The following is a 24,783-nucleotide window of genomic DNA, read 5'->3' as shown; positions in this document are numbered from 1 at the left end:
TTTTTGTGCACTATGCCGCCCCATATGTCTATCGCTAAGGCCTGTTTGCGACATGCCCAAAACACGCCGCGACGCGCGGCAAACTGACAGCATTTTGCAGAAAACCAACTGCAATTTTGCGTTCCTGTTTAACGCAATGTGGAGGATTGGAAGCATAAGGATAGTCATCTCACGCCCAAGAAGCTAATTGAACAAGCATGTCAGATCCTTCCACGCCGTATCGGTTGCCCCGCTCGCCGTTGAGCTGGCTGGCGCTTGTGCTTCTCATCATTTGCGCCCTGCTTTTGCTGCCACTGCATGTTCCGATCGGCCCCATGTACTGGGATACCTATATTTACCTCGACGCGGCCCAGCGAATTGCGCTCGGCCAGATACCTGCCGTGGATTTCCTCGCACCTGTCGGCGCGCTGGAATACTACCAGTTCTATTGGCTGCAAACCGTTTTTCCTGCCGGACAGCCAACCCTGCTCGCGCAATGGTCGGTGCTGGTCGCCGCTGCCCCTTTGATGGCCATAACGATTGCTGCAATCGGTAAACGGGATCGTACGACCGCGTTTGCATTGCTCATACCTTTCATTGTCTTCGCCCTGTGCCCGACCAACACCCAGACTTTTCATTCCTATCCCGGCGTCAACGGATTCGGCATCTATAATCGCCATACCTCCCTGCTGCTTTATGTGCTGACAAGTGCCCTGGTTTACCTGCCCTCAGGACGCAGGCTCGCGATCGTTGCGGCTTTGACGATGCTTGCGCTGTTCCTGACCAAGATCACCGGCTTCCTCGCGGGTGGTCTCATCGGCTTGTTCGCGATCCTCGCCGGGCGGTTCAAATGGCGGCACGTCCTGCTGGCGGCCTGCATCTTCGCGCTTGCTCTCCTCTTGCTCGAACTCAATCACGGGATGATATCGAGTTATCTGAAAAGCATCGCTGAACTGGTCGGAAAGAATGAAGGTCTGCTGCTCTCCCGTTTCCTGACCGTGTTTTCGATCAAGCTCGATGTCATTCTCGCCGGTGCCATCCTCGTACTGTACCTGTTCTGGCTCGATCGTGTCTCTGTCATTGAAGGAATCAGAGAGTTCAGGCGCGCTCCCACGACCAGGAGCATCTCGTCGCTGCTTGATCGTGATTGGCAGTGGATTGGCGTCATGCTGGTCGCCGGCATTTTCCTCGAAACGCAAAACACTGGCAGCCAGGAGTTCATTTTCCTTTGGCCTGCCCTGCTGAAGCTGCTTCTCAATGGTTCCGTACTGACCTGGAACCGGCGGCTGGTTGTCTATTGCCTGGTTGCGTTCACTGCGATCCCCACTGTGACCAAGGTCGTGCACGGCACGCTGCGTTTCGTGGCAATAGCGCCCACCTACGTGCCAGCTCCTGTTACGGACGTGAAGACCATGGGCGATGTCTCAACCCGCCGGGATGTCATGGATCGCGCGGAACTGCTTGAAACGCATTATGCGGAAAACCCGCAAACCTATCGGCAACTTGCCGAGCAGGCCCAACTGCCGAGCTGGCAGCTCTATTCCGAACTCGACTACCAGATGTACTGGATCATTTCCGCCGATCGGGTGGTCAAAGCCATCAAGCAGTTCGAGAACGCCAATGGCATCCAGTTGAACAGCCTGATGACGCTCGACTTCGTCAACCCCTTCCCGTGGATTCTTGATCGCGACGCCCCGCGAAACATTCAGATCGGCGCCGATCCATTTCGCACGGTCGGCGACCTCACGGCGGCGGAAGAACAGTCGATCCGGGCGACCGATGGCGTTTTGCGTCCTTCCTGCCCGGTCACCAGCGCCCGGCTACTCCTGCAGCACGTATATGAAAAGGCACTCGCAGATCGGCGGGTCGTCAAGCTCAACGAGTGCTGGGACCTGCTGCTAAGGCCCGACATCAAGCTGGCCGATGAGCCATCCTGAACGAAGACGGCCGCCCGGACCCTCCTCAAGCAATCATTTCACCTGCGCTTTGACGAAATCCTTGACGATCCTGACGATCCCGCGCGACAGCACCTCATCGAGGGCCTTGATGAACGCGTCGACATGTTCCCGGCCGCAAATCAACGGTGGCTCAAGCCGCACCACATTGCGATTATATTCGGTGAAGGCGACGAGAACACCATGATCGCGCAGCAGATGGCTGCCGATAAAGCCTGGAAGAGACCCCTTCAGCTTGTCGTCGAGAACGGCAAGAACGGGGCGCAGCACCACCGGCACGGTCTTGGAGAAATCGTGGAACTCAACACCAATCATCAGACCCTTGCCGCGGACATCCTTGATCATCGCCGGATATCTGGCTTTCAACTCTTCCAGTCTTTGCAGGAGATAAGTACCCGTCGCATTGGCATTGTCGATCAAGTGCTCGTCATAAAGAATGTTGATCGCCTCGATCGACGTCACACAGGCTTCGCCAATACCGCCGAAAGTGGCCATGGCATGGATCATCGCCGTCTTCGGCGTGCCATAGGCCTTCATGTAGACGTCGCGCCGCGCAATCATGGCACCCACCGCTGCCTTGCCGCCGCCAAGCGATTTCGCAAGGGCGGTCACATCGGGAACGACACCCGCATGCTCGAACGCATAAAACCGCCCCGACCGGCCAAAGCCGCACTGGACCTCGTCGGCCACCCAAAGGACGCCATACTGATCGCACAGCGCGCGGAGCTTTTGCCAGTATTCGTTCGGTGCCTGAATGATGCCGCCACCACCCTGGATTGTTTCGAGCACAATCACACCGATTTCCGGATCGGTCCGGAAGGCATTCTCGACGGCATCGATGTCACCGAAAGGAACGCGGACCGTATTGTCGACCAGCTTGAACTCGCCGCGATAGAGCTGACCGTCCGTAATCGAAAGCACGCCCTTGGTCTTCCCGTGGAAGGAATTTTCGGCATAGACGATCTTCGGTTTCTTGGGCCCGGCCGCGCGCTCTGCAACCTTGATTGCGGCCTCCATCGCTTCCGAACCGGACGAGCCCAGAAACACCATATCGAGATCGCCTGGCGAGCAGGCCGCAAGATTGTGCGCCAGGGCTGTCGCATATTGCGACATGAACGCAATGGCGATTTCCTGGCGGCTCTCATCCTGGAATTTCTTGCGCGCCGCGACGATCCGGGGATGGTTGTGGCCGAAGGCCAGCGAACCGAACCCGCCAAAAAAGTCGAGGATGGCGCGTCCGTTCTGGTCGTAATAATACATGCCCTCCGCACGCTCGATCTTCACCTTATGGAAACCGAGCAGCTTCATGAAATGCAGCTGGCCCGGATTGAGGTGCTTGGTGAAGAGCTCGGTCATGCGGGGCAGCGTCATGGCCTTGGCGTCGTCCACGGACAGCAGTTCAGGCTTACTGATCAATCCTTGCACTGGCTGGTGCTGCGTTGCCGTTGTTACCTTGTTCATGACCGTTCCCCGTTATTCCGCCGCCAAGGACGATGTTTGCCCTACGGTCGAGTCGTCTTTCTTGTTCCGGTATTCCTTGTATGCGGCGATCAGCATGTCCTCGTCGCGATATTGCGGCACCCATCCCAGCTGACGCTCCGCTTTCGAAACGTCGAGCACGCACATCTCATCGGCAATGAGATATTGTTCCGGATCCATGATCGGCATGTTCATCCAGTCAAAAAGATTCAGCGTCCGTTTCACGGCCCATGCGGGCGTCGGAAGCAGGATCGATCTCGATTGGGCAAACTTCACCAGATCACCGAGCAGTTTCCGGACCGGAGGTGGTTTGAGAGACCCGAGATTATAGGCTTCGTTCGGCACTCCAGCCTTCCAGGCGGCGCGCGCCGCTTCGGCGCAATCGAAGACCGAAATAAACTGATATGGATTCTTGCCCGAGCCGATCATTGGCACAGGCAGGTTGTAGTCGATCAATTTGAACAGCTTCTCAAGAATGCCAAGGCGCCCCGGGCCGATGATCAGCCGCGGGCGAAACAGCGATATATTCATGCCGCGCAAACGCCATTCGGCTGCCAGTTCCTCGGTCTTCAGTTTCGACATGCCATACTCGCCGAGCGGCGCTGCGGGATGCTCTTCAGTCTGCGGCCAGACATATGTATGACCATAGATCATGTCGGTGGTGTAATGGACCAGCCTCTTCGCACCAGCCCGATCCATCGCCTTGATGATGTTCTCCGTGCCGAAGTAATTGACGGGGAAGAAGAAATCGTGCCGCTTTGCCCGCACCTGTAGAGGTGAAAGCATTTTTGCTGACAGGTTGTAGACCATGTCGTCAGCCTTGATGCCAACAGCAGCAACCGATTTGGGGTCAGTCACGTCGCACGCGACGAAATTGACGTTGCCATAATGCGCCAGATCGCTCTTGACGATATCGGCAACAATGACTTCCTCACCATCGGCGATCAGCTTGGGCGCCAGATGACGCCCCACAAATCCGTCACCGCCAAATACGATATGTCTCATCGATATACTCACTTAAGACGAAGTTGTGGACGCAGGCGGGCTCTGTTCGCCCGGTTCAGCTGGTTCGTGACGACCGCTCTGGGCAATCAGGATGGTTCCCACCATGATGAAAGCAATACCTGCAATCTTGAATGTGCCGAGCTCCTCCTTGAAGACAGCCCACGCGAATAGCGCGACCGCAACATAGGCCAGGCTGAGAAACGGATAAGCAAAGGAGAGATCGACCTTGGAAAGCACATAAAGGTGCGACGCCATGGAGATGACGAATGTAAATAGCCCCGCAAACACCCACGGATTGAACACGATCTGGAATACCCGCTGGATGATCGTATCGGCGCTGAAGCTGACGGGCCCCAGGGTGATCATGCCGTATTTCAGCATGACCTGCGCTGCTGCATTGGTCGTGACCGTGAAGAGAATGAATGGAATGTACTTTGTCATGTCAGAACGATCCTTTGGCCAGTGACGCAATATCAACCTGACGTTGAAAAGACACCAAGCACTTCGCTAAAAGTTGAAACATATCGCTCATTGCCTATGCCGCTTTCGAGAGGGCCGTTCGCGCCCAGAAATTCGAAATGAATGCCGGGTCCCGCTGCCGCTCGAGGTCCTGCCATTCAGGGAACCCGGCCTTGAACACGGCGGCGCTCATGCGTTGATCCTTGTAGGGGTTGACCCTCCCGCCAGCATCGATCGTCATCTGATCCAGCCGTTCGAGCAGTCTCAAGGTGCGCACGCCGCGATTGGGAAAGTCCACCGTCAGCGTGTATCCGGGTTGGGGAAATGACAATATGCCGCGCGACCTTGCATCGCCGAAACGCTTGAGCACGGTGAGGAAGGAACTTTGGCCAGCGTCGCGAGTCGCGGCCAGCATTTGCGGTATGACTTTACGCGCCTCCTCTTCCGGGATGACACTTTGGTGCTGATAAAGCCCGGCTCGTCCATAGAGCCTGTTCCAGTTCGTCACTTGATCGAGGGGATAGAAGAACGCCCTGTAGTCACTGAGATGCGGTTCGTGTTTTCCGCCCTTCATATGGTAATAGGCAGTGTTGAACAGTTTGAGGCTTGGATAGTTCAGTGCCGTGATCGGAAGATTGAATGGTACGCCAAGCCGGGACTCTGTCGTTCCGACGTCGAAATTGCCATTATCCGCGTGATTGCCTGTGATGAGAATACCGCGTCCGGATTGGCTTCCGGTCTGAAGCTGATCAACCCAGGCAACCGCATATTCATTGTCGTTATCCGCCTGCGGCGCGAGGTCGAAATATTCGTCGAGCGAGTTGAATGCGTGGATTTGCTCTGTCACATCCAATGAGTTGACCTTCATCAGTTGGATACTGGCAGACAGGATGATCCCGGTAAGGCCAAGGCCACTGATTGTCGCCGCGAACAGGCCGGAATTCATCGTACCGGAGCATGTTGTCACCACACCGTCCGATCGGAGCAAGTCAAACTTGGTGACATGAAGGCCGAACGTGCCGCGCCGATGATGATTCTTGCCGTGGACGTCATTGGCGATGGCGCCGCCGAGCGTCACGAAGCGGGTACCGGGTGTGACCGGCAGGAAATAACCATGTGGTGCGGCAATCGCGATGATGTCCGAGAGCATTATACCTGCTTCCGCCACCAGAACCCCGGTGCCGGGGTCGAACGAAATGAGCTGATCGCTGCCCCGCATATCCACCAGTGTGCCATGATTGTTGTGGCAGCTATCGCCATAAGACCGGCCATTGCCGAACGCAAGATAGCCACCCGGTTGCAGGTGTCCGTGCTCGAAGGCCTGGCGAACCGCGTCGAGCGATATTGCCGAACGCGTTCGTCGCTCGATCAGCCCGAAACTGTCGTAACTGCTGGTCATGAGCGCATGCCGCCATAAAAAAGCAAGGCCGCCCCGATGGCGATGACAACTTGGCTGCGCCAATCCGAGATGATGAAAACGACTGGATCATCGTGCATTTCGCCGCGATGTGCGAGAATCCAGATGCGGATGTTCAGGTAAAGAACGATCGGGCAAAGCGGCCAGATCAGCCACGGATAGGAATAGAGGCTGACCACGGCATCGCTATTTACGTAGAGCGCGAGAACGAGTGCGGCAGCAAATGCGGATGCGACTCCACATTGAGCGACGACTTCCCGGTCGGCCTGCCGGTAGCCCCTGCCCGCTATGCGGTTTTTCTCGACCAGCGATGTATTCTGCAGCTCGACGTAACGCTTGACCAGCGCCAGCGACAAAAAGAAAAACGACGAGAATGCCAACAGCCAAAATGAGCCTTCGATCTGATTGGCAGCGGAACCGGCGAGTATCCGGAGCGTGTAGAGGCCCGCGAGAGTGAGAACGTCGATCAGCAACATTCGCTTGAGCGACAGGGAGTAGGCAGTCGTTGCTATGAGATAAACCACCAGAACTGCTGCGAACGTCCAATGCAATTGGGTGGCGAGAAGGCCTGACAGGACGAGCAGCCCGATCGCGATCTTGAGACCGAATGGTATCGAGAAGACTCCACTTGCAAAAGCGCGGTTTCGCTTGCGTGCATGCTGACGATCCAATGGCAGATCGAACAGGTCGTTGAGAATGTAGATGGCCGAAGCAGCGGCCGAAAATGCAAGGAATGCGATCACCGCGTTCAGGAGTACCGGCCAGTCCGTCAGCTCGTGATTGAGAATTGCCGGGACGAAAATCAGGGTGTTCTTCATCCATTGATGCACACGCAGCATCTTGAAGAAGGCCTTCCAGCTTGGCTTCGGGGCTTCGAAAAGGCGTGCGGAGTTGGCCTGTTGCCACTTTGCTGCCGCACGATCGGGCGCGACGACAATCGCTTCGCTTGCTGCATTAAACACTGGGATGTCCGCCTTGCTGTTGCCCGCATAGGCAAATTTGGCGTCGCCGAACGTTTCAAGAAGAAACCGCGTCTTCAACGTGGACGTCAGATTGTGGTTTTCATCGGTGGCATGGACGGCGTCGAAGACGCCGAGATGCGCTGCAATACTCTCAGCGAACCGGCGGGCGGCTCCCGTCGCCAGCACCAATCGGCGACCTTTGCCGTGCTCTTCTCGCAGATAGGAAATGAAGTCGCCCCGATAGGGCAATATGGCAGGGTCAATGGCGACGCGCAGCGATATCTGGTGCTTCAGGTAACCCTTTCCCCTCAAAGCCCAGATTGGCAGGAGAAAGAGATAAAACATGTTCTGCTTCAGAAGCTGAAAGGTACTTTCCCACAAAAGGTCTGTCGCGATCAGCGTGCCGTCCAGATCCACGACAAGATCAATGGCGTTGTTATCAGACTGAGCATCCACCACTACGCATCCCTGAAGTCATTTTTTTCAACGGCAGGCATTACTTGCCTATCAGCCGACGACTTAACGGGAAAGTAGAAATGAACAGTGAAGCCGACAAGAAATATTCGAGATTGCTTGGAAAAGAATATCGACAGTGAATCAAAAACTAAAAAGCCGACCGAAAACGAATTCGGCCGGCTTCTAAGCTCTTTGACGCTAACATGCGGTTGGCTTACTTGATCGAGACCTTGCCACCCTTGATTTCGACGGTTTCTCCGCCCGTCAGGGCCTCACGATCGCCGTTTGGAAAGGTCACGAAGCAACCGCTGTTGCAAAATTCAACGGTCTCTCCCGCGCCAACCTGCAATTCGGTCTTGCTCGAACCCTCGGTGACGACAAGCGTTTGGGCGCTGGCTTCATCATTCTTGACGCTGGCAGCAAATGCCGAACCCGCAGAGATCGTACTGAGAAGAACAGCAACAGCAAACTTCTTCATTTCTTACCCGGTGTCTCCACCGCCCCTGATGTCAAGAGCCCAACGCCCTTTTCAGTAACAGTTATAGCGGGATCAAACTGAACGGCAACTGAACGTCGCGTTGTTTTTGCTGCACCGAACAATTGGCCGGAAGTTTCTAGGATTTGGCCTTTTTTGCGCCATTCCCCAGCTCCGTCTTAACCCGTTCGGCAAGCAGAGCCACGATCGAATCGGGATCCTCCACATGCAGATTCACGTCCTGTTGGGGTGAAGCAATTTCGATCCCCTCCTCCGCGAACCGATCTATCAGATTAAAGCGAATCTCGTTCTGCACAGTGCCGGAATTGGAAAGGTCGGCAAGATGAACGCGCATCTCGAATTCCATCGACGAATTGAGGATCGACTTGAATGCAACGAACGGTTCCGGATTTTTCAGAACAAGCGGATGCCCGCGGGCTATATCCAGCAGGATTGCGTGAATGCGTCGCGGATCCTCCTTGTAGGAAACCGCGATCGGGATGTCGACACGCCCGAGCTTGTTGCGATGAGTCCAGTTACCGACACTGCCATTGATGAAGGACGAATTCGGGATGATGAGCGATTGCCGCTGGAAGGTTTCGACTTCAGTCGCACGCACGCTGATCTTCTTGACGATGCCGCCGACCCCGCCAGTCTCGATCCAGTCGCCTACCTTGAAGGGGCGTTCCGCCAAAAGTATCAGGCCGGAGACAAAATTCGACACGATCGCCTGCATGCCGAAACCGATACCGAGCGAAAGTCCGCCGGCAACGAGTGCCAAGCTGGAAAGATTGATACCCGCTGCAGAAATACCGATCACACCGGCTAGGCCGAGTCCCAGATAACCAACGGCAGTGCGGATCGAGTTGCGCACACCCGAGTCGAGTTTGCCGCGCGCCATCACCCTCGTATCGAGCCAGCCCTGGAACCAGCGTGTGAAGAAGTAGAACAGAGCGAACAACAGGACGCCAATCGCAATCGCAACCAGCGAAATATTGACGGAGCCGATCTGAAAGCCCGTGGCGATCGTCAGGAACCACGCCGACATTTCACTCCACTGGAAGCCCCAGAGAAGCAGAATGATCGGGATACCGAGAAGGACGACAAACACGTTGATGACGATGCTGGCCACAAGTCCGAGCTGGTCCAGTGTTGTCTCATCCATGCCGAAACGGGTCTGGATCGCCTGCCCGAGCTTCGTGCCTGCCAGCGCATTCTCATCAGAGACAGCCCTGGCGGTCAGAAAGCCAAGGTACATAGTGACGACTACGGCACCATTGATGATGATCTGCTGGGACACAAACCTGGCGAAACCAATATAGCCAAGCGACGCGGCAATGATCGGCACGAGACCGATCGTGAAGAGGAAAATGCGCATCGGCTTGGGCCACGCCTTGATTTTCCCCGTCTCCTCGTCCTCCAGCGGCTTGAGAAATGCCATTGCCAGGATGAGGAGGCCTACCAGGACCGTGGCGACAAGACTTTTGGCCACGGTCAATGACAATGGCGAGGCGGCAATCTGATTGATCGTATCGGCGATGTAGTCCAAGCCGGTAATCATTGCCGTAGCCGTGATCAGGACCATGAGGATACGCCCTGGCCTCGGCGCAACCCGCACCAGCCGCCAGTTTGGCGCACCGGGACAAATCACCGCCTGCGCCAGGGCATGGACGAAAAATACGATGCCGATAACGCAGAAGAGCATGTAGATGAGCGATGCAATGTCCGGCCGTAGGACATTGAAATAACCGAGAAAAAGATAAGTTGTCGTCAGGAACACAACGACAGTCAGAGACCGCATCAGCGTCGACCAGAAGGCGACTGCGAGGCGGCTCAGATAGGATGGCGATTCAATGGTTGCGTCGCGCAGGTAGAGATGGCCCAGCGTCCGCTGACCGCCGATCAGAAGCACGAGCGCCGCAATCGCCGCAAAGAAGGCAGCCGCCAGCATTGATTGCCATTTGAACGAAATAACGAAGCGCCACCACGACGAAACCAATTGGTTCATCATCCGCAGTTCTTGGCCATAGGCTTCGACTATTTCGCTACCGAGCGAATAGTTTATGTTCACGCGCTGCGAAAGCGTGTCGGCAAAAAGCTCACGCCGTGCGTCGACAATGCCCTCGATCATCTTGTTGCTTTCGATCAACTGATCCTCGGTCTCACCAAGAACCGCATTGATTTCGGCCTTCTCGGTTGTAAGCCGCGAGCGCTCGTCGATGACCACCTGGGCTTCGGGCGGCTGGCCTTGCGCCGGCGGAGGACCCAGCTGCTCGAGACGGGAGTTGATTTCGGTGATGCGGGGCCGGAATGATACGCCGATCTCCAGCAACTTCTTTGCTGTCGCTTCCAGATTGAGGCGCAGATCCGCCAGCGCCGCGTCTGTGTCGGCTTTTTCCTTCTGCTGCCTATAGTCGGAAATCTGCTTCTTCAGCGCATCAATGGCTGGACGCTGCTCGGCAACAATTCCTGATACGGACGCAGGATCAGGTGCAGGGGTCTGGGCTGCAGCCATCTGTACCGGACCGGCCAGAATCATAACGGCGACAATCGTCAGAAGAATCTGGCGAAGGAAACGAGAAATCACAGGTTCAAATCCATCTACGAATAGTTTTCATCTATCGACTTGCCCGTTCATATCGGCACAATCAAGGCACTTTTTGCTTTCAGCGCCAGGAACAAGTCGGCCCATTGATACTCGTCGCCGCATTCCTGGTGATGGCATCGGCGTCCGGACAATAGCATAGTAACAAGGGTTATCACGATTCACGGGGATTAATGCTTCGAAATAACGTCATTGCCTTCGCGCTGTTTGCTCCTGTCTTGACCAACTCCAGCACAATCTGTTGACTGGCTCGCCAGGAAACAAAACTTCCAACATACAATCAAACGATTCGCCTTGAGACAATGAGATCATGATTATCAAATGCCCCTATTGCGGACCACGTGACGTCATCGAATTCATCTATCAGGGCGATGCAACACGAAGCCGGCCTGAGCCGGCATCGAACGATATGGCGGCGTGGAACGCTTACGTATACGACCGCGCCAACCCCAGTGGATCGCACCGCGAGTACTGGTTACATAGCGGCGGCTGCCGCCAGCATCTCGTGGTGACGCGTGACGTTTCCACCCATGCGATCTCGTCCGTCGTTTTTGCAAGGGACGCCGCCGTTGCAGTGAAAAGCGGTGAACCGGCATGACGAGTTCTAGGCTATCCAAGGGCGGACGCATCGATCGTTCGAAGTCAGTAAGATTCACATTCGATGGTAAGGCATATAGCGGCCACACGGGAGACACCCTCGCTTCGGCACTTCTTGCCAACGGCATCACACTTTTTGGCCGTTCATTCAAATATCACCGTCCGCGCGGCGTTTTCGCGGCTGGAAGCGATGAACCCAATGCTCTGGTCACGGTGCTCGCCGGTGAGGTGCGTGAACCGAATGTCCGGGCAACCGAGCTTGAGATTCATGACGGTCTGGTCACGCAGAGCCAGAACCGGTTTCCGTCACTGGAACATGACTTCCTGGCAATTAACCAGCTCGCTGGCCCGCTTTTCTCGGCAGGATTTTACTACAAGACCTTCATGGGCCCGGCCATCGGCCCGCTCCGTGGAACCCGCTTCTGGATGTTCTGCGAGAAGTTCATTCGCCGTGCAGCGGGTCTCGGCAAGGCGGGCATCGCGGCGGATCCTGATCGTTACGAGCGCATGAATGCCTTTTGCGATGTCCTGGTCGTTGGCAGCGGTCCTGCAGGTCTGATAGCAGCGGAGGCGGCCGCCAGCACAGGCGCCCGGGTGATCATTGCCGAGGAACGGCCGCTTGCCGGCGGCTCGCTGCTCGCGTCCGGAGAGTTGATCGACGGACGCAATCCTGCCGTCTGGGCACGCGAAAAGGCCGCTGCGCTGGCGGCCATGCCGAATGTCCGGTTCCTGACACGCACGTCCGTATGGGGCTACTACGATGGCAACGTTCTGACCGCAGTTGAGCACGTGTCCGATTACAAGCCCAACCGGACGAAGGGTCAGCCACGCCAGCGGCACTGGGTCATTCGTACCGGCAGAACCGTACTTGCAACGGGGGCGTTCGAGCGTCCCATGGTCTTCCCCGGCAATGACTGTCCAGGGGTGATGCTTGCAGACGCTGCCCGCAGATACGCGATCGAGTATGGCGTTGCTCCGGGAAACAACGTCACCCTCTTCACCAACAATGACAGCGCCTATGATGCTGCGCGGACGATGTCACTGGCAGGGGTCAATATCACCGCGATCATCGATGTTCGCCCCGATGTTTCCGGTACGTGCCGCGACATCGCCAGCGTCGCAGGCGCCGAGCTTTTTCTTGCACATGCCGTCACGGCCACACACGCCGGCAAGGCCCTGAGTTCGATCACGGTCCAGCATTTCAACGCCGGGACAGGCCGGGTCTCCGGTGCCCCTCGTGAACTCAAGACTGATTGCCTCGGTGTTTCGGGTGGCTGGTCGCCAGCCATTCATTTGGCAAGCCAGGCAGGCGGGAAGCCGGACTGGGACGAAGACCTGCAGGCCTTCCTGCCGCCGGAGCCAAACCAGAACTGGGTAACCACCGGATCGGCCGCAGGCTATATGGATACGATCAGCGTTCTGTCCGATGCCGCAACCAAGGGTTCGGCCAAGAGCAGACTCGTACTCCCACCAGTCGAGGCACCGATGCTCGATGCCTCGCCGGCTCCGGTATTCGAGATCGAACCCTCGGCCAAGTCGCAAAAGGCATTTGTTGATTTTCAACACGATGTCACTGCCGACGATATACGCCTGGCTTATCGCGAGGGCTTTCACTCGGTCGAGCATCTGAAACGCTACACCACGCTTGGCATGGCGACTGACCAGGGCAAGACTTCAAATGTTCCGGGCCTCGCGATCATGGCGGACGTTCGCGGCATCTCAATTCCTGAAGCCGGCACGACGCGGTTTCGGCCACCCTTCACCCCCGTTTCACTTGGCGCCATTGCGGGCGAGCGGTACGGCGACCTGCGCCCGCACCGGTTGACGCCGATGCACGACTGGCATCTGGCAAACAGTGCCAAGACGTATGAGGCCGGGCTCTGGCACCGCCCCATGATCTACGCAAGCCATGGCGAAACGGTCGAACAGGCGTACACGCGCGAAGCACGTGCGGTCCGCCAGAGCGTCGGCATCGTCGATGTATCGACACTCGGCAAGATCGACATCCAGGGGCCCGATGCGGCTGAATTTCTGGATCGCGTCTATACCAACATGTTTTCCACGCTGCCGGTCGGCAAGGCCCGCTACGGATTGATGCTGCGGGAAGACGGGGTGGCCTTCGACGACGGCACAACCTGGCGTCTCGCCGAAACCCAGTTTCTCATGACGACAACCACGGCAAACGCCGGACCCGTCATGCAGCATCTGGAATACTATCTCGACTGCATCTGGCCGAATCTTCGGGTTCACCTGACATCGGTGACGGACGTTTGGGCAGGATCGGCTGTTTCAGGTCCCAAGGCCCGCGCAGTGCTTGAAGCTTGCGTCACGGGCACCAAGGTCGACAATGTTACGCTACCCTTCATGGGCATCGTTCACGGCAAGATCGGCGGAATTCCGGTCATGATCTGCCGCCTCTCCTTTTCAGGTGAACTCGCTTACGAAGTCTATTGTGGTGCAGGATTCGGTACAAAGGTTTGGGAGACCTTGCTCGTGGCCGGCGAGCCGTTCGACATCATGCCCTACGGCCTTGAGGCGCTCGGCACCCTGCGTATCGAGAAGGGCCACGTCACAGGTGCCGAGATCGATGGCAGGACAACAGCCCATGACCTGCACCTCGACTGGATGCTGTCGAAAAAGAAGCCCTATATCGGTTCTGCCATGATCGGACGCGAAGGACTCACTGATGAAAACCGGCTTTCACTCGTTGGCCTCATTTCGATGGACAATCAGTCGATCACCGGCGGCAGTCACATCGTGACCGATCCGGTACCGCGTGAACCGGCCGATAGTTTTGGTCACGTCACGGCGGCATGTTATTCCCCGGCTCTCGGCAAGTACATTGCACTAGCGCTCGTCAAGCACGGAACATCGATGATCGGCAACCGGGCCTTCGCCACCGATTTGCTCCGGGACAAACACTGCCCGGTTGAAATCGTCAGCCACCATATGTTCGATCCAGAAGGGAGCCGGATGCATGGCTGAACCCCAATCACCTCTGGGAGCAAGTTATGTTCCGGGAGATCATGGCAACGCCGCGGCTGGCATAGGTGTCACGCTTCGCGAGCGCAAAGGCCTCTCGATCATTCAGGTCACGGCATGGAGCGAGGCAATACCCGCCATGCTGACTGCGATCGGCAGCGCAACCGGACTGGCACTTCAGAACAAGCCAGGCCTTGGTCGTGTGGCAGGCGAGAAATCGGTATTCGGATTCGCGCCGGGACGATACTTGGTCGTCAGCGCGACACCGGAACTGGAGACGCGGTTGCGGTCCGTCATAGCGCCGGACCTTGGGACGATCATCGACCTCACCCACGGCCGTACGGTGATCCGCATAAGCGGACCGCGCTCGGAGTGGGTTCTTTCAAAACTCTTTGCGATCGACTTTTCGGAGCATGCCTTTGCGATCGGCAATGGTCGCGCGACGCTGCATCACGACATTCATGCCAATATTCAGCGGATCGACGACGAAACCTTCGACGTTTACGTATTCCGTACATTTGCCCGCTCCTTCTGGGCGACGCTCGGACACGCCGCTGAAGAAGTGGGATATCGCGTCGAATGAAATCCGCTATTTGAATGCAAACAGATCGGCGTCCGGATCTCCCTGACCGGTGATCAGACTGCGTATTAACTGCGCGGCGACCATCGAGAAGGTAATGCCATTGCCGCCATATCCAAGCACCGCGTAGCAGCGCTTCATGCCCGGCACTGTGCCTATGGACGGCAATCCGGTTGAACTCGAACCAAAGCTGCCCGTCCACGCATAATCAGCCTCGGCCACAACGCCCGGAAACAACTTCTTGAGTTTAGCCAGAATAGCCTTTGTCTTTGCAGGGAGTTTCACATCGCGCTTTTCTTCATCCTCGAACTCCTCATCTTCCCCGCCGACAATGATCCGCCCGTCTGTGGTCGTGCGCATGTAAAGATAGGGGTCGGAGGCTTCCCAGATCAGACAGCGTTGCGGCCATAAATTTCGCTTCTGCGGTGGGGTCGCGAGTGCCCAGGTGGAGATGATGGAGTGCCCCTTCTGAGGAACCTGCTCAGGGATTTCATAGCCTGTCGCGAAAATCAGGTGCCTGCAGCGAATTTTCTGCCCCGTGGTTGTCAACGCCACAACATTTCGCGCATTGCATTCGACAGAAGCAATTTCGGCCGGCGCAAAAACTTTCGCACCGCGCTCCATCGCCTTGCGCAAATATCCGATGGCGAGCCGCCGCGGATTTGCTTCAATGTTGTCGAAACTCATCAATGCGGCCTCACGGTCGATGCGGAATTCGGCCTTTAGTTCCTCCCTGCCCAGCATTCTCGTTTCGAAACCAGCCCGGCGACGGGCATTCAGTTCGTTCTCCAAACCCTGTTTGTCGAGTAGATCACCGGTCAGGTACAACGAATCTCGGTTCTCCATCTCGCAGTCGATGCCGAGCCGTCTCGTCCGTTCCCGCAGCACATCGACGGCAAGCTTGGAACGCCGCCATGCACGTTCGGCGTCGTTCTGCCCGATCTTGCGCGCCAGATGATGCAGCGGGATATCGATTTCGAACTGCAAAAGGGCCGTGCTGGCCGGTGTGGAACCCGTTACCGGCAACCGCCGGTCGAATATCGCAACGTCATATCCAGATTCGCTCAAGCTTTCCGCCATCAGCGCGCCGCTGATGCCCGCACCTATTACGGCGATATCGGTCTCAACGTCGTGAAGCAGCAGGTTAGTCTGGATGCGAGGAGTCCGTTTGCCGAGCCAGATTGGCTGCCCGGTGCGCAAATCGCGATGCTGCGTTGTCATGGAAAGTTCCGAAGTGCGAGGGAAGTGACCATACAGAACGGTCCTGCCTCGCCCTTGTTCCTTGCGTTTCAGTTTGGCAGCAGGCTCTTCGCTACCTTTCCCGCCACGTAGACCTCGGCTATCGTGCGGTCATCGCCCATCGTCTGCATGAGGAACAACTCCTCAACAAGCGTCTCGACAGTGTCCATGCGAATACGCATTGCAGGCGTAGCGCGCGCGTTGAGCACAACGCAATCGGCCTCAGCGCCTCGAACGAAAGAGCCGATCGTGCCTTCCAGTGAGAGTGCCCGGGCGTTGCCCAATGTCACCTGGTAGAAGGATCGCAATGGATGGTAACGCTGTCCCTGAATGTTCAGGATCTTGTACCCCTCATCCAATGTACGCAGCATTGAATAGGATGTGCCACCCCCGATATCCGTTGCAATCGCGGTGCGCACGGGCGGATCAGAAGCGCGAACACGCGCTAGGTCAAACAGCCCACTGCCGATGAACAAATTGGAGGTGGGGCAAAAGACCGCCACGGAACCACTATCGGCGATCGAGCCGATTTCCGCGTCCGTAAGATGGATGCAATGTCCGAGTAATGTCCTCGGACCGAGCAGACCATAGTGCTCATAGACATTCGTATAATCCCTGCTCCAGGGGAAAAGCTCGGCGACGAATGCGATTTCGGCAGTGTTTTCGCACAGATGCGTCTGAACGTGCAGCTCCGGGTGTTCCCGAACCAGTGCACCGCTCATTTCAAGCTGTTCCGGTGTGGATGTCGGTGCAAAACGCGGGGTGATCGCATAAAGCTGGCGACCCTTGCCGTGCCATTCCCCGATCAATGCCTTGCTGTCGTCATAACCGGATTGGGGCGTGTCAAGCAGGCCGGGCGGTGCGTTGCGATCCATCATGACCTTGCCCGCGATCATGCGCATATTGCGACGATGCGCTTCGGTGAAGAAGGCCTGAACCGAGGCCTTGTGCACCGAACAGTAGGCAGCGGCGGTGGTTGTTCCGTGTCGGATCAGTTCATCAAGCAATGCCGTGGCGATATGCTCTGGATGCCCCTGATTGGAGAATTTCTGTTCCTCGACAAACGTATATTTGTTGAGCCACTCCATCAGCGCCCCGGCGTAGGAGCCGACCACCTGCATCTGCGGGTAGTGGATATGGGTGTCGATGAAGCCCGGCATGATCAGATACGGATGATGGTCGACAACCTCGGCAGCGCTTCCGCTTCCCGCGCGCAGTCGCGCATAGTCATCGATCAAAACAACCTTCCCGTCGCGAATGAGCAGGCCGCCGTCCTCGAGGTAGGTAAAGGCCTCCACGCTCGCGTCACCCGCTATCGGTTCATCGTGAAAGGTCAGGATACGACCCCGCAACAGCAGTTCTGTCATGGCACTCTCTCAGTCCGAGCACCCCGATACCACGAGACAAGCAGCGCGCGTTCCTCATCGGTGATGCGCGTCAGGTTGCCTGGAGGCATGGCGTGACTGGCACCGGCCTGCAGGTAAATCTCGCTGGCGTGGGTTGCGATCAATTCATCCGTATCGAGGCGGACGCCCTTTGGTGGCATCATGATGCCTTCCCACGAGGGTTCCGCCGAGTGGCACATAGAGCAGCGGCCCATCACCGTATCGCGGACTTGCGGGAAATTCGCGGCATTCATGAACGGCTCAGCCCCGCGCGAAACCTTTTGGTCCCCTCCTGTCAACGCCTTGGGGACAGTTGATAGCCAGATGATGACGATGAACAGGATGGTGCTGGCCAGCCAGGTCCAATGTGGATTGCCGGCATTAGCATGCCTCGAATTGAAATAGTGGCGCATGAGCACGCCCATAATGAAGATCAGCGCGGCAATCACCCAGTTGAACTGCGTGGACGTTGCAAGCGGATAATGGTTCGACAACATCAGGAAGATAACCGGCAGTGTCAGATAGTTGTTGTGTGTCGAGCGCTGCTTCGCCTGTTTGCCAAGCTTGGGATCAGGGTTTTTCCCTGCGATCAGATCGGCAACCACCTTCTTCTGATTGGGGATGATGAGGAGAAAGACGTTCGCCGACATGATCGTCGCTGTGAACGCACCCAGATGCAGGAACGCCGCCCGGCCCGTAAACAGGTGCGTATATCCCCACGCCATAAAGACGATGACGCCATAGAGGATCACCATCAGCGCCGTATCGTGGGCTGCAAGTGGCGATCTGCACAAGGCGTCGTATATGAGCCACCCGACTGAAAGCGATGCAAGTGAGATCAGAATTGCAACGGGTGTTGAGACATCAAGCACATCGCGGTCGATCAGGTAGAGGTCCGCGCCCGCGTAATAAACGATGCACAGCAGCACGAAGCCCGATAACCAGGTGAAATAGGACTCCCACTTGAACCAGATCAGGTGTTCCGGCATGTGCGCGGGAGCGACCATGTATTTCTGGATATGATAGAACCCACCGCCGTGAACCTGCCATTCCTCACCGTTCACACCCGGCGCAAGTTTGGGGTGTCGGCGCAGGCCCAGGTCGAGGGCAATAAAATAAAACGATGATCCAATCCAGGCGATAGCCGTAATCACATGCAGCCATCGCGCCGCGAAACTCAGCCATTCCCAGAAAATCAGATAATCCATCGAGGCCCCACCGAGGTTTCCGCGCTACAATGCGGTCGTTCGCGGGGCGATGCAACTACTTCGAATCATGGAAGATAATGCCGAGCGTGTGCCGCTTGCCGCTACGCAGCCGGCTGACGCCATGACGCATGTTGACACGATAATAGCCGCGTGTCCCTCTCACCGGACGATGGCTCACGGGGAATATGACTGCGTCCCCCTGTTGCAGCGGTACGATCTCGACGCGTGACTGCATGCGCGGACGCTGTTCCGTCAAGACGAACTCGCCGCCGGTGAAATCCTCTCCTGGCCTCGACAAGAGAAACGCCACTTGCAGCGGGAAAACGTGCGCGCCGTAAATGTCCTGATGCAGGCAATTATAGTCGCCCTCGGAATACTCAAGCAGCAGCGGAGTCGGTCGGTCCTGTCCCGCAGCGCGGCACCGTTCGACAAAGGCCTCGTGCTGGCCGGGATAGCGGACATCGATGCCCATCTGCTCGTTCCAGCGATTGGCGATGGCTGCAAGCGGAGCATAGAGCGAATGGCGCAAATCCTTCACCAGTTCCGGTAGCGGATAGGCGAAATACTTGTATTCACCACGTCCGAAACCGTGCCGTGCCATGACGATACGTTTGCGAAACTGATCGTCTTCAGCATAGGTCGCCGCAAGCTGCCGGCAATCCCCACTGGAGAGAACACCTTTCAAGACCGCACAGCCAAATGCGTCCAGCTCCGCTTCAATCGCGTTCCACGGCATGGCCGTCGCTCTATTCATCATGACTTCTCCTTTGATGCACAAGAGTGCCAGGGTGGCGGTTTCGATCCACCCGTTTCCTGCAAAACGACACATTTTACAGTCAGTGACTGCCTCGGACGACGATTTTAGATGACTCAGCCAGTCAGAGTTCATACATAGAGTCGCAACGAGGTGCGCTGCGCCGCGATAATAGTTTATTGGATGTAGGTATGGGCCATAATGGAAATAGCAGAACAGGAAAGCGTAGCGTCGCTCCGCTGCTGATTTCTATTTTCTGGCTTGTCTCCAGCATTGGCGCCGCGTTGGGCACAGCCTACGCAAAGAGCCCCGAAGTAAATCTTGCCGCGAGCGAAGTCGGTTCGCAGAAAAATGATGATGTCCGGCTGGCTCACGAGGCCGACAATCAGTCGACCCCGGTACAACGGCCGCTGCGTGTTGCTGCGCTTGAAGCGCTGCACTTGAAAATCAAAAGCGGCCTGCGTGCCGATAGCGGCGCCGATTGTGCGTTGCCGCCGGCAAAACCACCGCTGGTCATTGTGGATCAGAGGAGTACAATCCCGGTTCACAACGGTTCGTCCATCGTGTTTACACACGATACTATTTTCAGTGCTCGCGCTCCGCCCTTAACTCGCAGCCTGACATAACCGTTCCCTCTTGGGACACGACAAGACAATCTGGCGGCGGCCAAGCATGAGCGTTCACTAGTTCTCGGCAGCGCCCGCACTTATACGGAACATTAGATATGCGCACTTCGAGATGGGTTCTCTGGACCTATATTTTTATCATTCTTGCGGGCATCTTCCTCGCACTCCCGAATGCCTTCACCAAGGCACAGCTTGATGCCATGCCGAGCTGGTTCCCCAAGAAACAGGTTGCACTGGGCCTCGATCTTCGCGGCGGTTCCTATCTCGTTCTTGAAGTCGATGCAGCGGCCCTTAAGAAAGACCGCGTGCGCGCAATGCTCGACGATGCGCGCGGCCACTTGCGGACGGCAAAAATCCAGCCGCAATCGGTGCGTGTCGCCGGTGACAGCGTGGTCATTACCCTTGCCGATCCGTCGCAACGCGATGCCGCAGTCAATGCGCTGCGCGAGTTGACGACCCAGGTGGCGCAGGTCGGCTTTGCCGCGCCGGTCAGCGATATCGATATCACGACCACCGACAATCAGATCCGGCTGACACTTACCGAAGCCGGCATGAAGGACAAGCTCGACAACGCCTTGCAGCAGAGCCTTGAAATTGTCCGCCGCCGCGTAGACCAGGTGGGCGTCGCCGAGCCCTCCATTCAGCGGGTCGGATCGGACCGCATCGTTGTCCAGCTTCCTGGCCTGCAGGATCCGAGCCAGCTTCGTGCCCTGCTCGGCAGTACGGCAAAGATGACCTTCCATATGGTCGCAGACCGCAATGACGGTGCCACCCCGCAGCCAGGTGTATCGATCCTTCCTGACGTCAAGGACGTGGGCGTAACCTATCCCGTAGAAGATCGGGTGGCGATCAGCGGCGAGCGCCTCACTGATGCCCGCGCGGCCTTCGACCAGCAAACCAATCAGCCGATCATTACGTTCCGTTTCGACAATGTCGGCGCGCGTCAGTTTGCTGACATCACCAGCCAGAACGTTGGACGCCCCTTCGCTATCGTCCTCGACGGCAAGGTCCTGACGGCCCCCGTCATCCAGGTACCGATCACAGGCGGCTCCGGCCAGATCACCGGCAACTTCACGGTGCAGGATACCGTTACGACCGCAGCATTGTTGCGCGCCGGTGCCCTGCCCGCCCCGCTTACCGTCATCGAGGAGCGTACGGTCGGGCCGGATCTTGGTGGCGACGTCATCAAGATGGGTCTGTTGACGGGCTTTATCGGCTTTGCGCTGGTCGTCGGCTTTATCTTCATTCTCTACAGCGGTTGGGGTCTCATCGCGAACCTTGCCCTCGCGCTCAACGTGGTGTTGACCTTCGGGATACTCAGCTTGCTCGGCGCGACGCTGACGCTGCCCGGCATCGCCGCGATCATCCTTGGTATCGGCTTCGCAGTCGACGCCAACATCCTCATCAACGAGCGTATCCGTGAAGAAGCCCGCAAGGGTATCGGTGCCATGGCTGCGGTCGACCGGGGCTTCAGGCTTGCCTATTCGACCATCGTCGACGCCAACGCCACCCACCTGATCGCGACGTTTCTCCTCTTCCTGTTCGGCACGGGCCCCGTACGTGGCTTTGCCATCACCATGATCATCGGTGCGCTCGTCTCGATGTTCACCGCCGTTACGGTCGTGCGCATCATCATGATGGCCATCGTTCGCCGGCGGAAGATGAAGACCATCCACATCGAGCATCTTTTCAAGCTCGTCCCCGAAAACACCAACATTTCGTTCATGAACGCCCGCTTCTTCGGTATCGGCGTTTCGATCTTCCTGTCGATTGCCTCGGTGGTCCTCTTCATCCATCCGGGTCTCAACTACGGTATCGACTTCAAGGGCGGTATCCAGGTCGACGTCACCACGTCGAAACCGGCCGATCTCGCGACCATGCGTTCGACATTGGAAGGCCTCGGCCTTGGCGAAGTCGCCCTGCAACAAGCAGGCGGCGACAACCGCGTGCTTATCCGCGTCCAGCGTCAGGAAGGTGGCGAAACCGCTCAGACCGACGCTGTCACCAAGGTCAAGGCGGCCGTCGAGCAGCTTGATCCCGGCGTGAAGATCGAAAGTTCGGAAGTGGTCGGACCGAAGGTAAGTGGAGAATTGGCGCGCTCAGGTATCCTGGCCGTCATACTCGCCAGCCTGGCCATGCTGCTATACATCTGGTGGCGGTTCGAATGGCACTTCGCACTCGGCGCGATTGCCACGCTGATATTGGATACGACCAAGACGGTTGGCTTCTTTGCGCTGATGGGCCTCGATTTCAATCTCACCGCGATTGCCGCGCTGCTGACGATCATTGGCTACTCAGTCAACGATAAGGTGGTCGTCTATGATCGCATGCGTGAGAACTTGCGCATTCACAAGAAGATGCCGCTGCGCCAGATCATTGACCTCAGTATCAATCAGACCTTGGCACGCTGTATCTACACCTCGCTGACCGTCTTCCTGGCCATGCTGCCAATGGCGATTTGGGGTGGCAAGGCCGTCGAGAACTTTGCTCTGCCCATGCTCTTTGGCGTGATCATTGCCACAAGTTCCTCGCTCTTCATCGCGGCGCCGATTCTCCTGCTGCTGGGAACCTGGTGGGAAAAGAACCACGCTCATCGCATCGGCAGCTCCGGCGAGAAGCCACTCGCACAAAGCTGATGGCAATAATCATTAGCGTCTAACGCTAACTATTTGCGGCGCAGGGAAAAAATCTCCTTTCTTGCGCCGCAAATCGAGATAAGCGGTTTGCAAGCCATCCTCGGTAGGCAATACTGCTGCGACAGACACCTGTTCGCAGGTCCGCCAATTTTTTCATCCAACATTCTCAAGGGGGAGACGCCGACATATGCCTCATGAAACGCCGCTGATTGCGACAATCGTCATAGGTCTCGTTCTGGCCTTCATCTTCGGTGCGATTGCAAATCGTCTGCGTATTCCTCCCCTTGTCGGATATCTCGTCGCCGGCGTTCTTGCCGGCTCCCATACACCCGGATTTGTTGCCGACCAGGAACTTGCCGCTGAACTGGCCGAAATCGGCGTCATCCTGCTGATGTTTGGCGTCGGCCTGCACTTCTCCCTGAAAGACCTCCTGTCGGTCCGGGCCATCGCCATCCCGGGCGCCATTGTTCAAATCGTCGCTGCAACCCTGCTTGGTGCGGCTCTGGCCTGGGTGCTCGGCTGGAACATGCAGGCAGGCCTGGTGTTTGGTCTTGCTCTTTCGGTTGCCAGTACCGTCGTCCTGTTGCGTGCAATGCAGGAACGCAGGCTGATCGAGACTGAACGCGGGCGCATCGCGGTCGGTTGGCTCATCGTCGAGGATCTGGCAATGGTCCTCGCGCTCGTTCTGTTACCCGCCATTGCAGGTGCCATGAATGGCGGCGAGGCTCCCGAGGGTACAATCCGCGCCGCCAGTGACCCTATCGTCACCTATTTCAATCTCGGCGTTGGAGGCGTCATAGCGTTGACGCTCGGCAAGGTCGCGGCCTTCGTAGCCGTTATGCTCATCGTTGGGCGCCGGGTCATCCCATGGACCTTGCACGCGATCGCCCACACAGGTTCACGTGAACTGTTTCGCCTTGCCGTCCTTGCGATTGCGCTGGGCGTCGCCTTCGGCGCCGCAAAGCTGTTCGGCGTTTCCCTTGCCCTAGGTGCGTTCTTTGCCGGAATGATCATGAGCGAGTCGGAACTCAGCCATAGGGCCGCTGAAGAGTCGCTGCCGTTGCGTGATGCTTTTGCGGTGCTGTTCTTTGTTTCGGTAGGCATGCTGTTCGATCCGATGACGATCGTAAACGATCCGCTGCCGCTACTCGCGACCCTCGCAATCATCATCATCGGCAAGTCGCTGGCGGCCTTCTTCATCGTACTTGCCTTCGGTTATCCAACGGGAACCGCCCTCATCATTTCTGCAAGCCTGGCGCAGATCGGCGAATTCTCCTTCATTCTGGCCGAGCTCGGCGTCGGGTTGGGGATGCTGCCCGAGGAAGGTCGCGATTTGATCCTCGGCGGCGCCATCCTTTCCATCCTACTCAATCCGCTCGTGTTTGCAGGCGTCACCTATTTGAAACCGCGGCTTGAGAAGCGCTTGCCCGCCGCCGCAGAGCCGACCGCAGACACGGAAACAGCGCCGGTGGATGAGCCGGATGTTGAAGAAATCCGCCCCACGACCCTTACCAATCATGCTGTTCTGATTGGTTACGGCCGCGTTGGCAGTCTGGTCGGCGATGCCTTGAAGGAAGTTGGCAAGCCCTTCCTTGTCATTGAGGACGCGGACAAGACCGTGGCGAAACTCCGCGACGAGAATATCGAGACGATCGTCGGCAATGCGGCCAATGGCGATATCCTAGCCGCCGCCAATCTGGCCGGAGCCCGCCAGCTGATCCTTGCCATTCCGAACGCCTTCGAGGCCGGGCAGATCGTCGTCAAGGCGCGCGCCGCAAACCCCGTCATCAGTATCCTGGCGCGGGCTCATTCCGATGCCGAAGTCCAGCACCTGCAGGATCTCGGTGCTGATGCGGTCATCATGGGAGAACGGGAAATCGCGCGCGGGATCGTCGCCCACATACTCGATCTTGACGAACCGAAGCCCGAGGGGCCATTGACGGAATGACGGCAAGAAAATTGTGATGATCGGCATGATCTCGTA

18 protein-coding genes are annotated in these 24,783 nt (G+C 57.2%); 7 read left to right on the top strand and 11 right to left on the bottom strand.

The genetic code is table 11. From position 1 onward, the window contains the following. Positions 1 to 197: 197 nt before the first annotated feature. The gene (locus K9U38_RS00465) at positions 198 to 1,916 is read left to right on the top strand and encodes a hypothetical protein (protein WP_224492375.1); all 1,719 of its coding nucleotides are present in this window, start codon (positions 198 to 200) and stop codon (positions 1,914 to 1,916) included. Between the two features lie 33 nt (positions 1,917 to 1,949). Here the strand turns inward: K9U38_RS00465 and K9U38_RS00460 are convergent, their stop codons facing one another. The 7 genes from K9U38_RS00460 to K9U38_RS00430 form a co-directional block, all read right to left on the bottom strand. Continuing rightward, positions 1,950 to 3,395, bottom strand: coding sequence for an aspartate aminotransferase family protein (locus K9U38_RS00460; protein WP_224492374.1), 1,446 nt, complete (start codon positions 3,393 to 3,395; stop codon positions 1,950 to 1,952). A 12-nt stretch (positions 3,396 to 3,407) separates the two neighbouring features. Beyond that, positions 3,408 to 4,418: an NAD-dependent epimerase/dehydratase family protein gene (locus K9U38_RS00455; RefSeq protein ID WP_224492373.1), complete on the bottom strand. Its 1,011-nt coding sequence runs from the start codon at positions 4,416 to 4,418 to the stop codon at positions 3,408 to 3,410. A 12-nt stretch (positions 4,419 to 4,430) separates the two neighbouring features. After that, on the bottom strand, positions 4,431 to 4,859 hold the full coding sequence (locus K9U38_RS00450; protein ID WP_224492372.1) for an EamA family transporter: 429 nt from the start codon (positions 4,857 to 4,859) through the stop codon (positions 4,431 to 4,433). Positions 4,860 to 4,953: 94 nt separating this feature from the next. Beyond that, a complete protein-coding gene (locus K9U38_RS00445; protein WP_224492371.1) occupies positions 4,954 to 6,276 on the bottom strand; it encodes an FAD-binding oxidoreductase in 1,323 nt (440 codons plus the stop codon). Further along, on the bottom strand, positions 6,273 to 7,712 hold the full coding sequence (locus tag K9U38_RS00440; RefSeq protein ID WP_224492370.1) for a UbiA family prenyltransferase: 1,440 nt from the start codon (positions 7,710 to 7,712) through the stop codon (positions 6,273 to 6,275). Before K9U38_RS00440 ends, K9U38_RS00445 begins: the two co-directional genes overlap by 4 nt. Before the next feature lie 214 nt (positions 7,713 to 7,926). Next, entirely contained in the window at positions 7,927 to 8,190 is a 264-nt protein-coding gene (locus tag K9U38_RS00435; RefSeq protein WP_224492369.1) for a hypothetical protein, read from the bottom strand. A 136-nt stretch (positions 8,191 to 8,326) separates the two neighbouring features. Continuing rightward, entirely contained in the window at positions 8,327 to 10,774 is a 2,448-nt protein-coding gene (locus tag K9U38_RS00430) for a mechanosensitive ion channel family protein (protein ID WP_370631795.1), read from the bottom strand. Between the two features lie 328 nt (positions 10,775 to 11,102). On the opposite strand from K9U38_RS00430, the gene K9U38_RS00425 reads away from it, so the two are divergent. The 3 genes from K9U38_RS00425 to K9U38_RS00415 are packed head-to-tail and all read left to right on the top strand — an operon-like array spanning position 11,103 to position 14,954. Beyond that, the gene (locus tag K9U38_RS00425) at positions 11,103 to 11,390 is read left to right on the top strand and encodes a sarcosine oxidase subunit delta (RefSeq protein ID WP_224492368.1); all 288 of its coding nucleotides are present in this window, start codon (positions 11,103 to 11,105) and stop codon (positions 11,388 to 11,390) included. Beyond that, entirely contained in the window at positions 11,387 to 14,374 is a 2,988-nt protein-coding gene (locus K9U38_RS00420) for a sarcosine oxidase subunit alpha family protein (RefSeq protein ID WP_224492367.1), read from the top strand. The genes K9U38_RS00425 and K9U38_RS00420 overlap by 4 nt, the downstream gene beginning before the upstream one ends. Further along, complete coding sequence (locus K9U38_RS00415) at positions 14,367 to 14,954, top strand: sarcosine oxidase subunit gamma (RefSeq protein WP_224492366.1); 588 nt, start codon at positions 14,367 to 14,369, stop codon at positions 14,952 to 14,954. The genes K9U38_RS00420 and K9U38_RS00415 overlap by 8 nt, the downstream gene beginning before the upstream one ends. Positions 14,955 to 14,960: 6 nt before the next feature. On the opposite strand, the gene K9U38_RS00410 is transcribed toward K9U38_RS00415, so the two are convergent. From K9U38_RS00410 to K9U38_RS00395, 4 genes are all read right to left on the bottom strand, one after another. After that, positions 14,961 to 16,172: an NAD(P)/FAD-dependent oxidoreductase gene (locus K9U38_RS00410; RefSeq protein ID WP_224492365.1), complete on the bottom strand. Its 1,212-nt coding sequence runs from the start codon at positions 16,170 to 16,172 to the stop codon at positions 14,961 to 14,963. A gap of 68 nt (positions 16,173 to 16,240) precedes the next feature. Continuing rightward, a complete protein-coding gene (guaD, locus tag K9U38_RS00405; RefSeq protein WP_224492364.1) occupies positions 16,241 to 17,557 on the bottom strand; it encodes a guanine deaminase in 1,317 nt (438 codons plus the stop codon). After that, on the bottom strand, positions 17,554 to 18,783 hold the full coding sequence (locus K9U38_RS00400; RefSeq protein ID WP_224492363.1) for a urate hydroxylase PuuD: 1,230 nt from the start codon (positions 18,781 to 18,783) through the stop codon (positions 17,554 to 17,556). Before K9U38_RS00400 ends, guaD begins: the two co-directional genes overlap by 4 nt. A gap of 55 nt (positions 18,784 to 18,838) precedes the next feature. Beyond that, complete coding sequence (locus K9U38_RS00395) at positions 18,839 to 19,537, bottom strand: 2OG-Fe(II) oxygenase (RefSeq protein ID WP_370631794.1); 699 nt, start codon at positions 19,535 to 19,537, stop codon at positions 18,839 to 18,841. A 179-nt stretch (positions 19,538 to 19,716) separates the two neighbouring features. Between K9U38_RS00395 and K9U38_RS00390 the strand changes: the two genes are divergently transcribed. The 3 genes from K9U38_RS00390 to ybaL all read left to right on the top strand — a co-directional run bounded on the left by K9U38_RS00390 (position 19,717) and on the right by ybaL (position 24,747). Further along, entirely contained in the window at positions 19,717 to 20,163 is a 447-nt protein-coding gene (locus K9U38_RS00390; protein WP_224492361.1) for a hypothetical protein, read from the top strand. Positions 20,164 to 20,261: 98 nt separating this feature from the next. Next, complete coding sequence (gene secD, locus K9U38_RS00385; protein WP_224492360.1) at positions 20,262 to 22,799, top strand: protein translocase subunit SecD; 2,538 nt, start codon at positions 20,262 to 20,264, stop codon at positions 22,797 to 22,799. A gap of 187 nt (positions 22,800 to 22,986) precedes the next feature. Next, the gene (gene ybaL, locus K9U38_RS00380; RefSeq protein ID WP_224492359.1) at positions 22,987 to 24,747 is read left to right on the top strand and encodes a YbaL family putative K(+) efflux transporter; all 1,761 of its coding nucleotides are present in this window, start codon (positions 22,987 to 22,989) and stop codon (positions 24,745 to 24,747) included. Positions 24,748 to 24,783: the final 36 nt, after the last annotated feature.

It is taken from the genome of Phyllobacterium lublinensis (assembly GCF_020164435.1).
Classification (GTDB): domain Bacteria; phylum Pseudomonadota; class Alphaproteobacteria; order Rhizobiales; family Rhizobiaceae; genus Phyllobacterium; species Phyllobacterium lublinensis.
The sequence above is the reverse complement of the archived record's forward strand: the minus strand, read 5'-3'. Positions and strand labels throughout refer to the sequence as shown.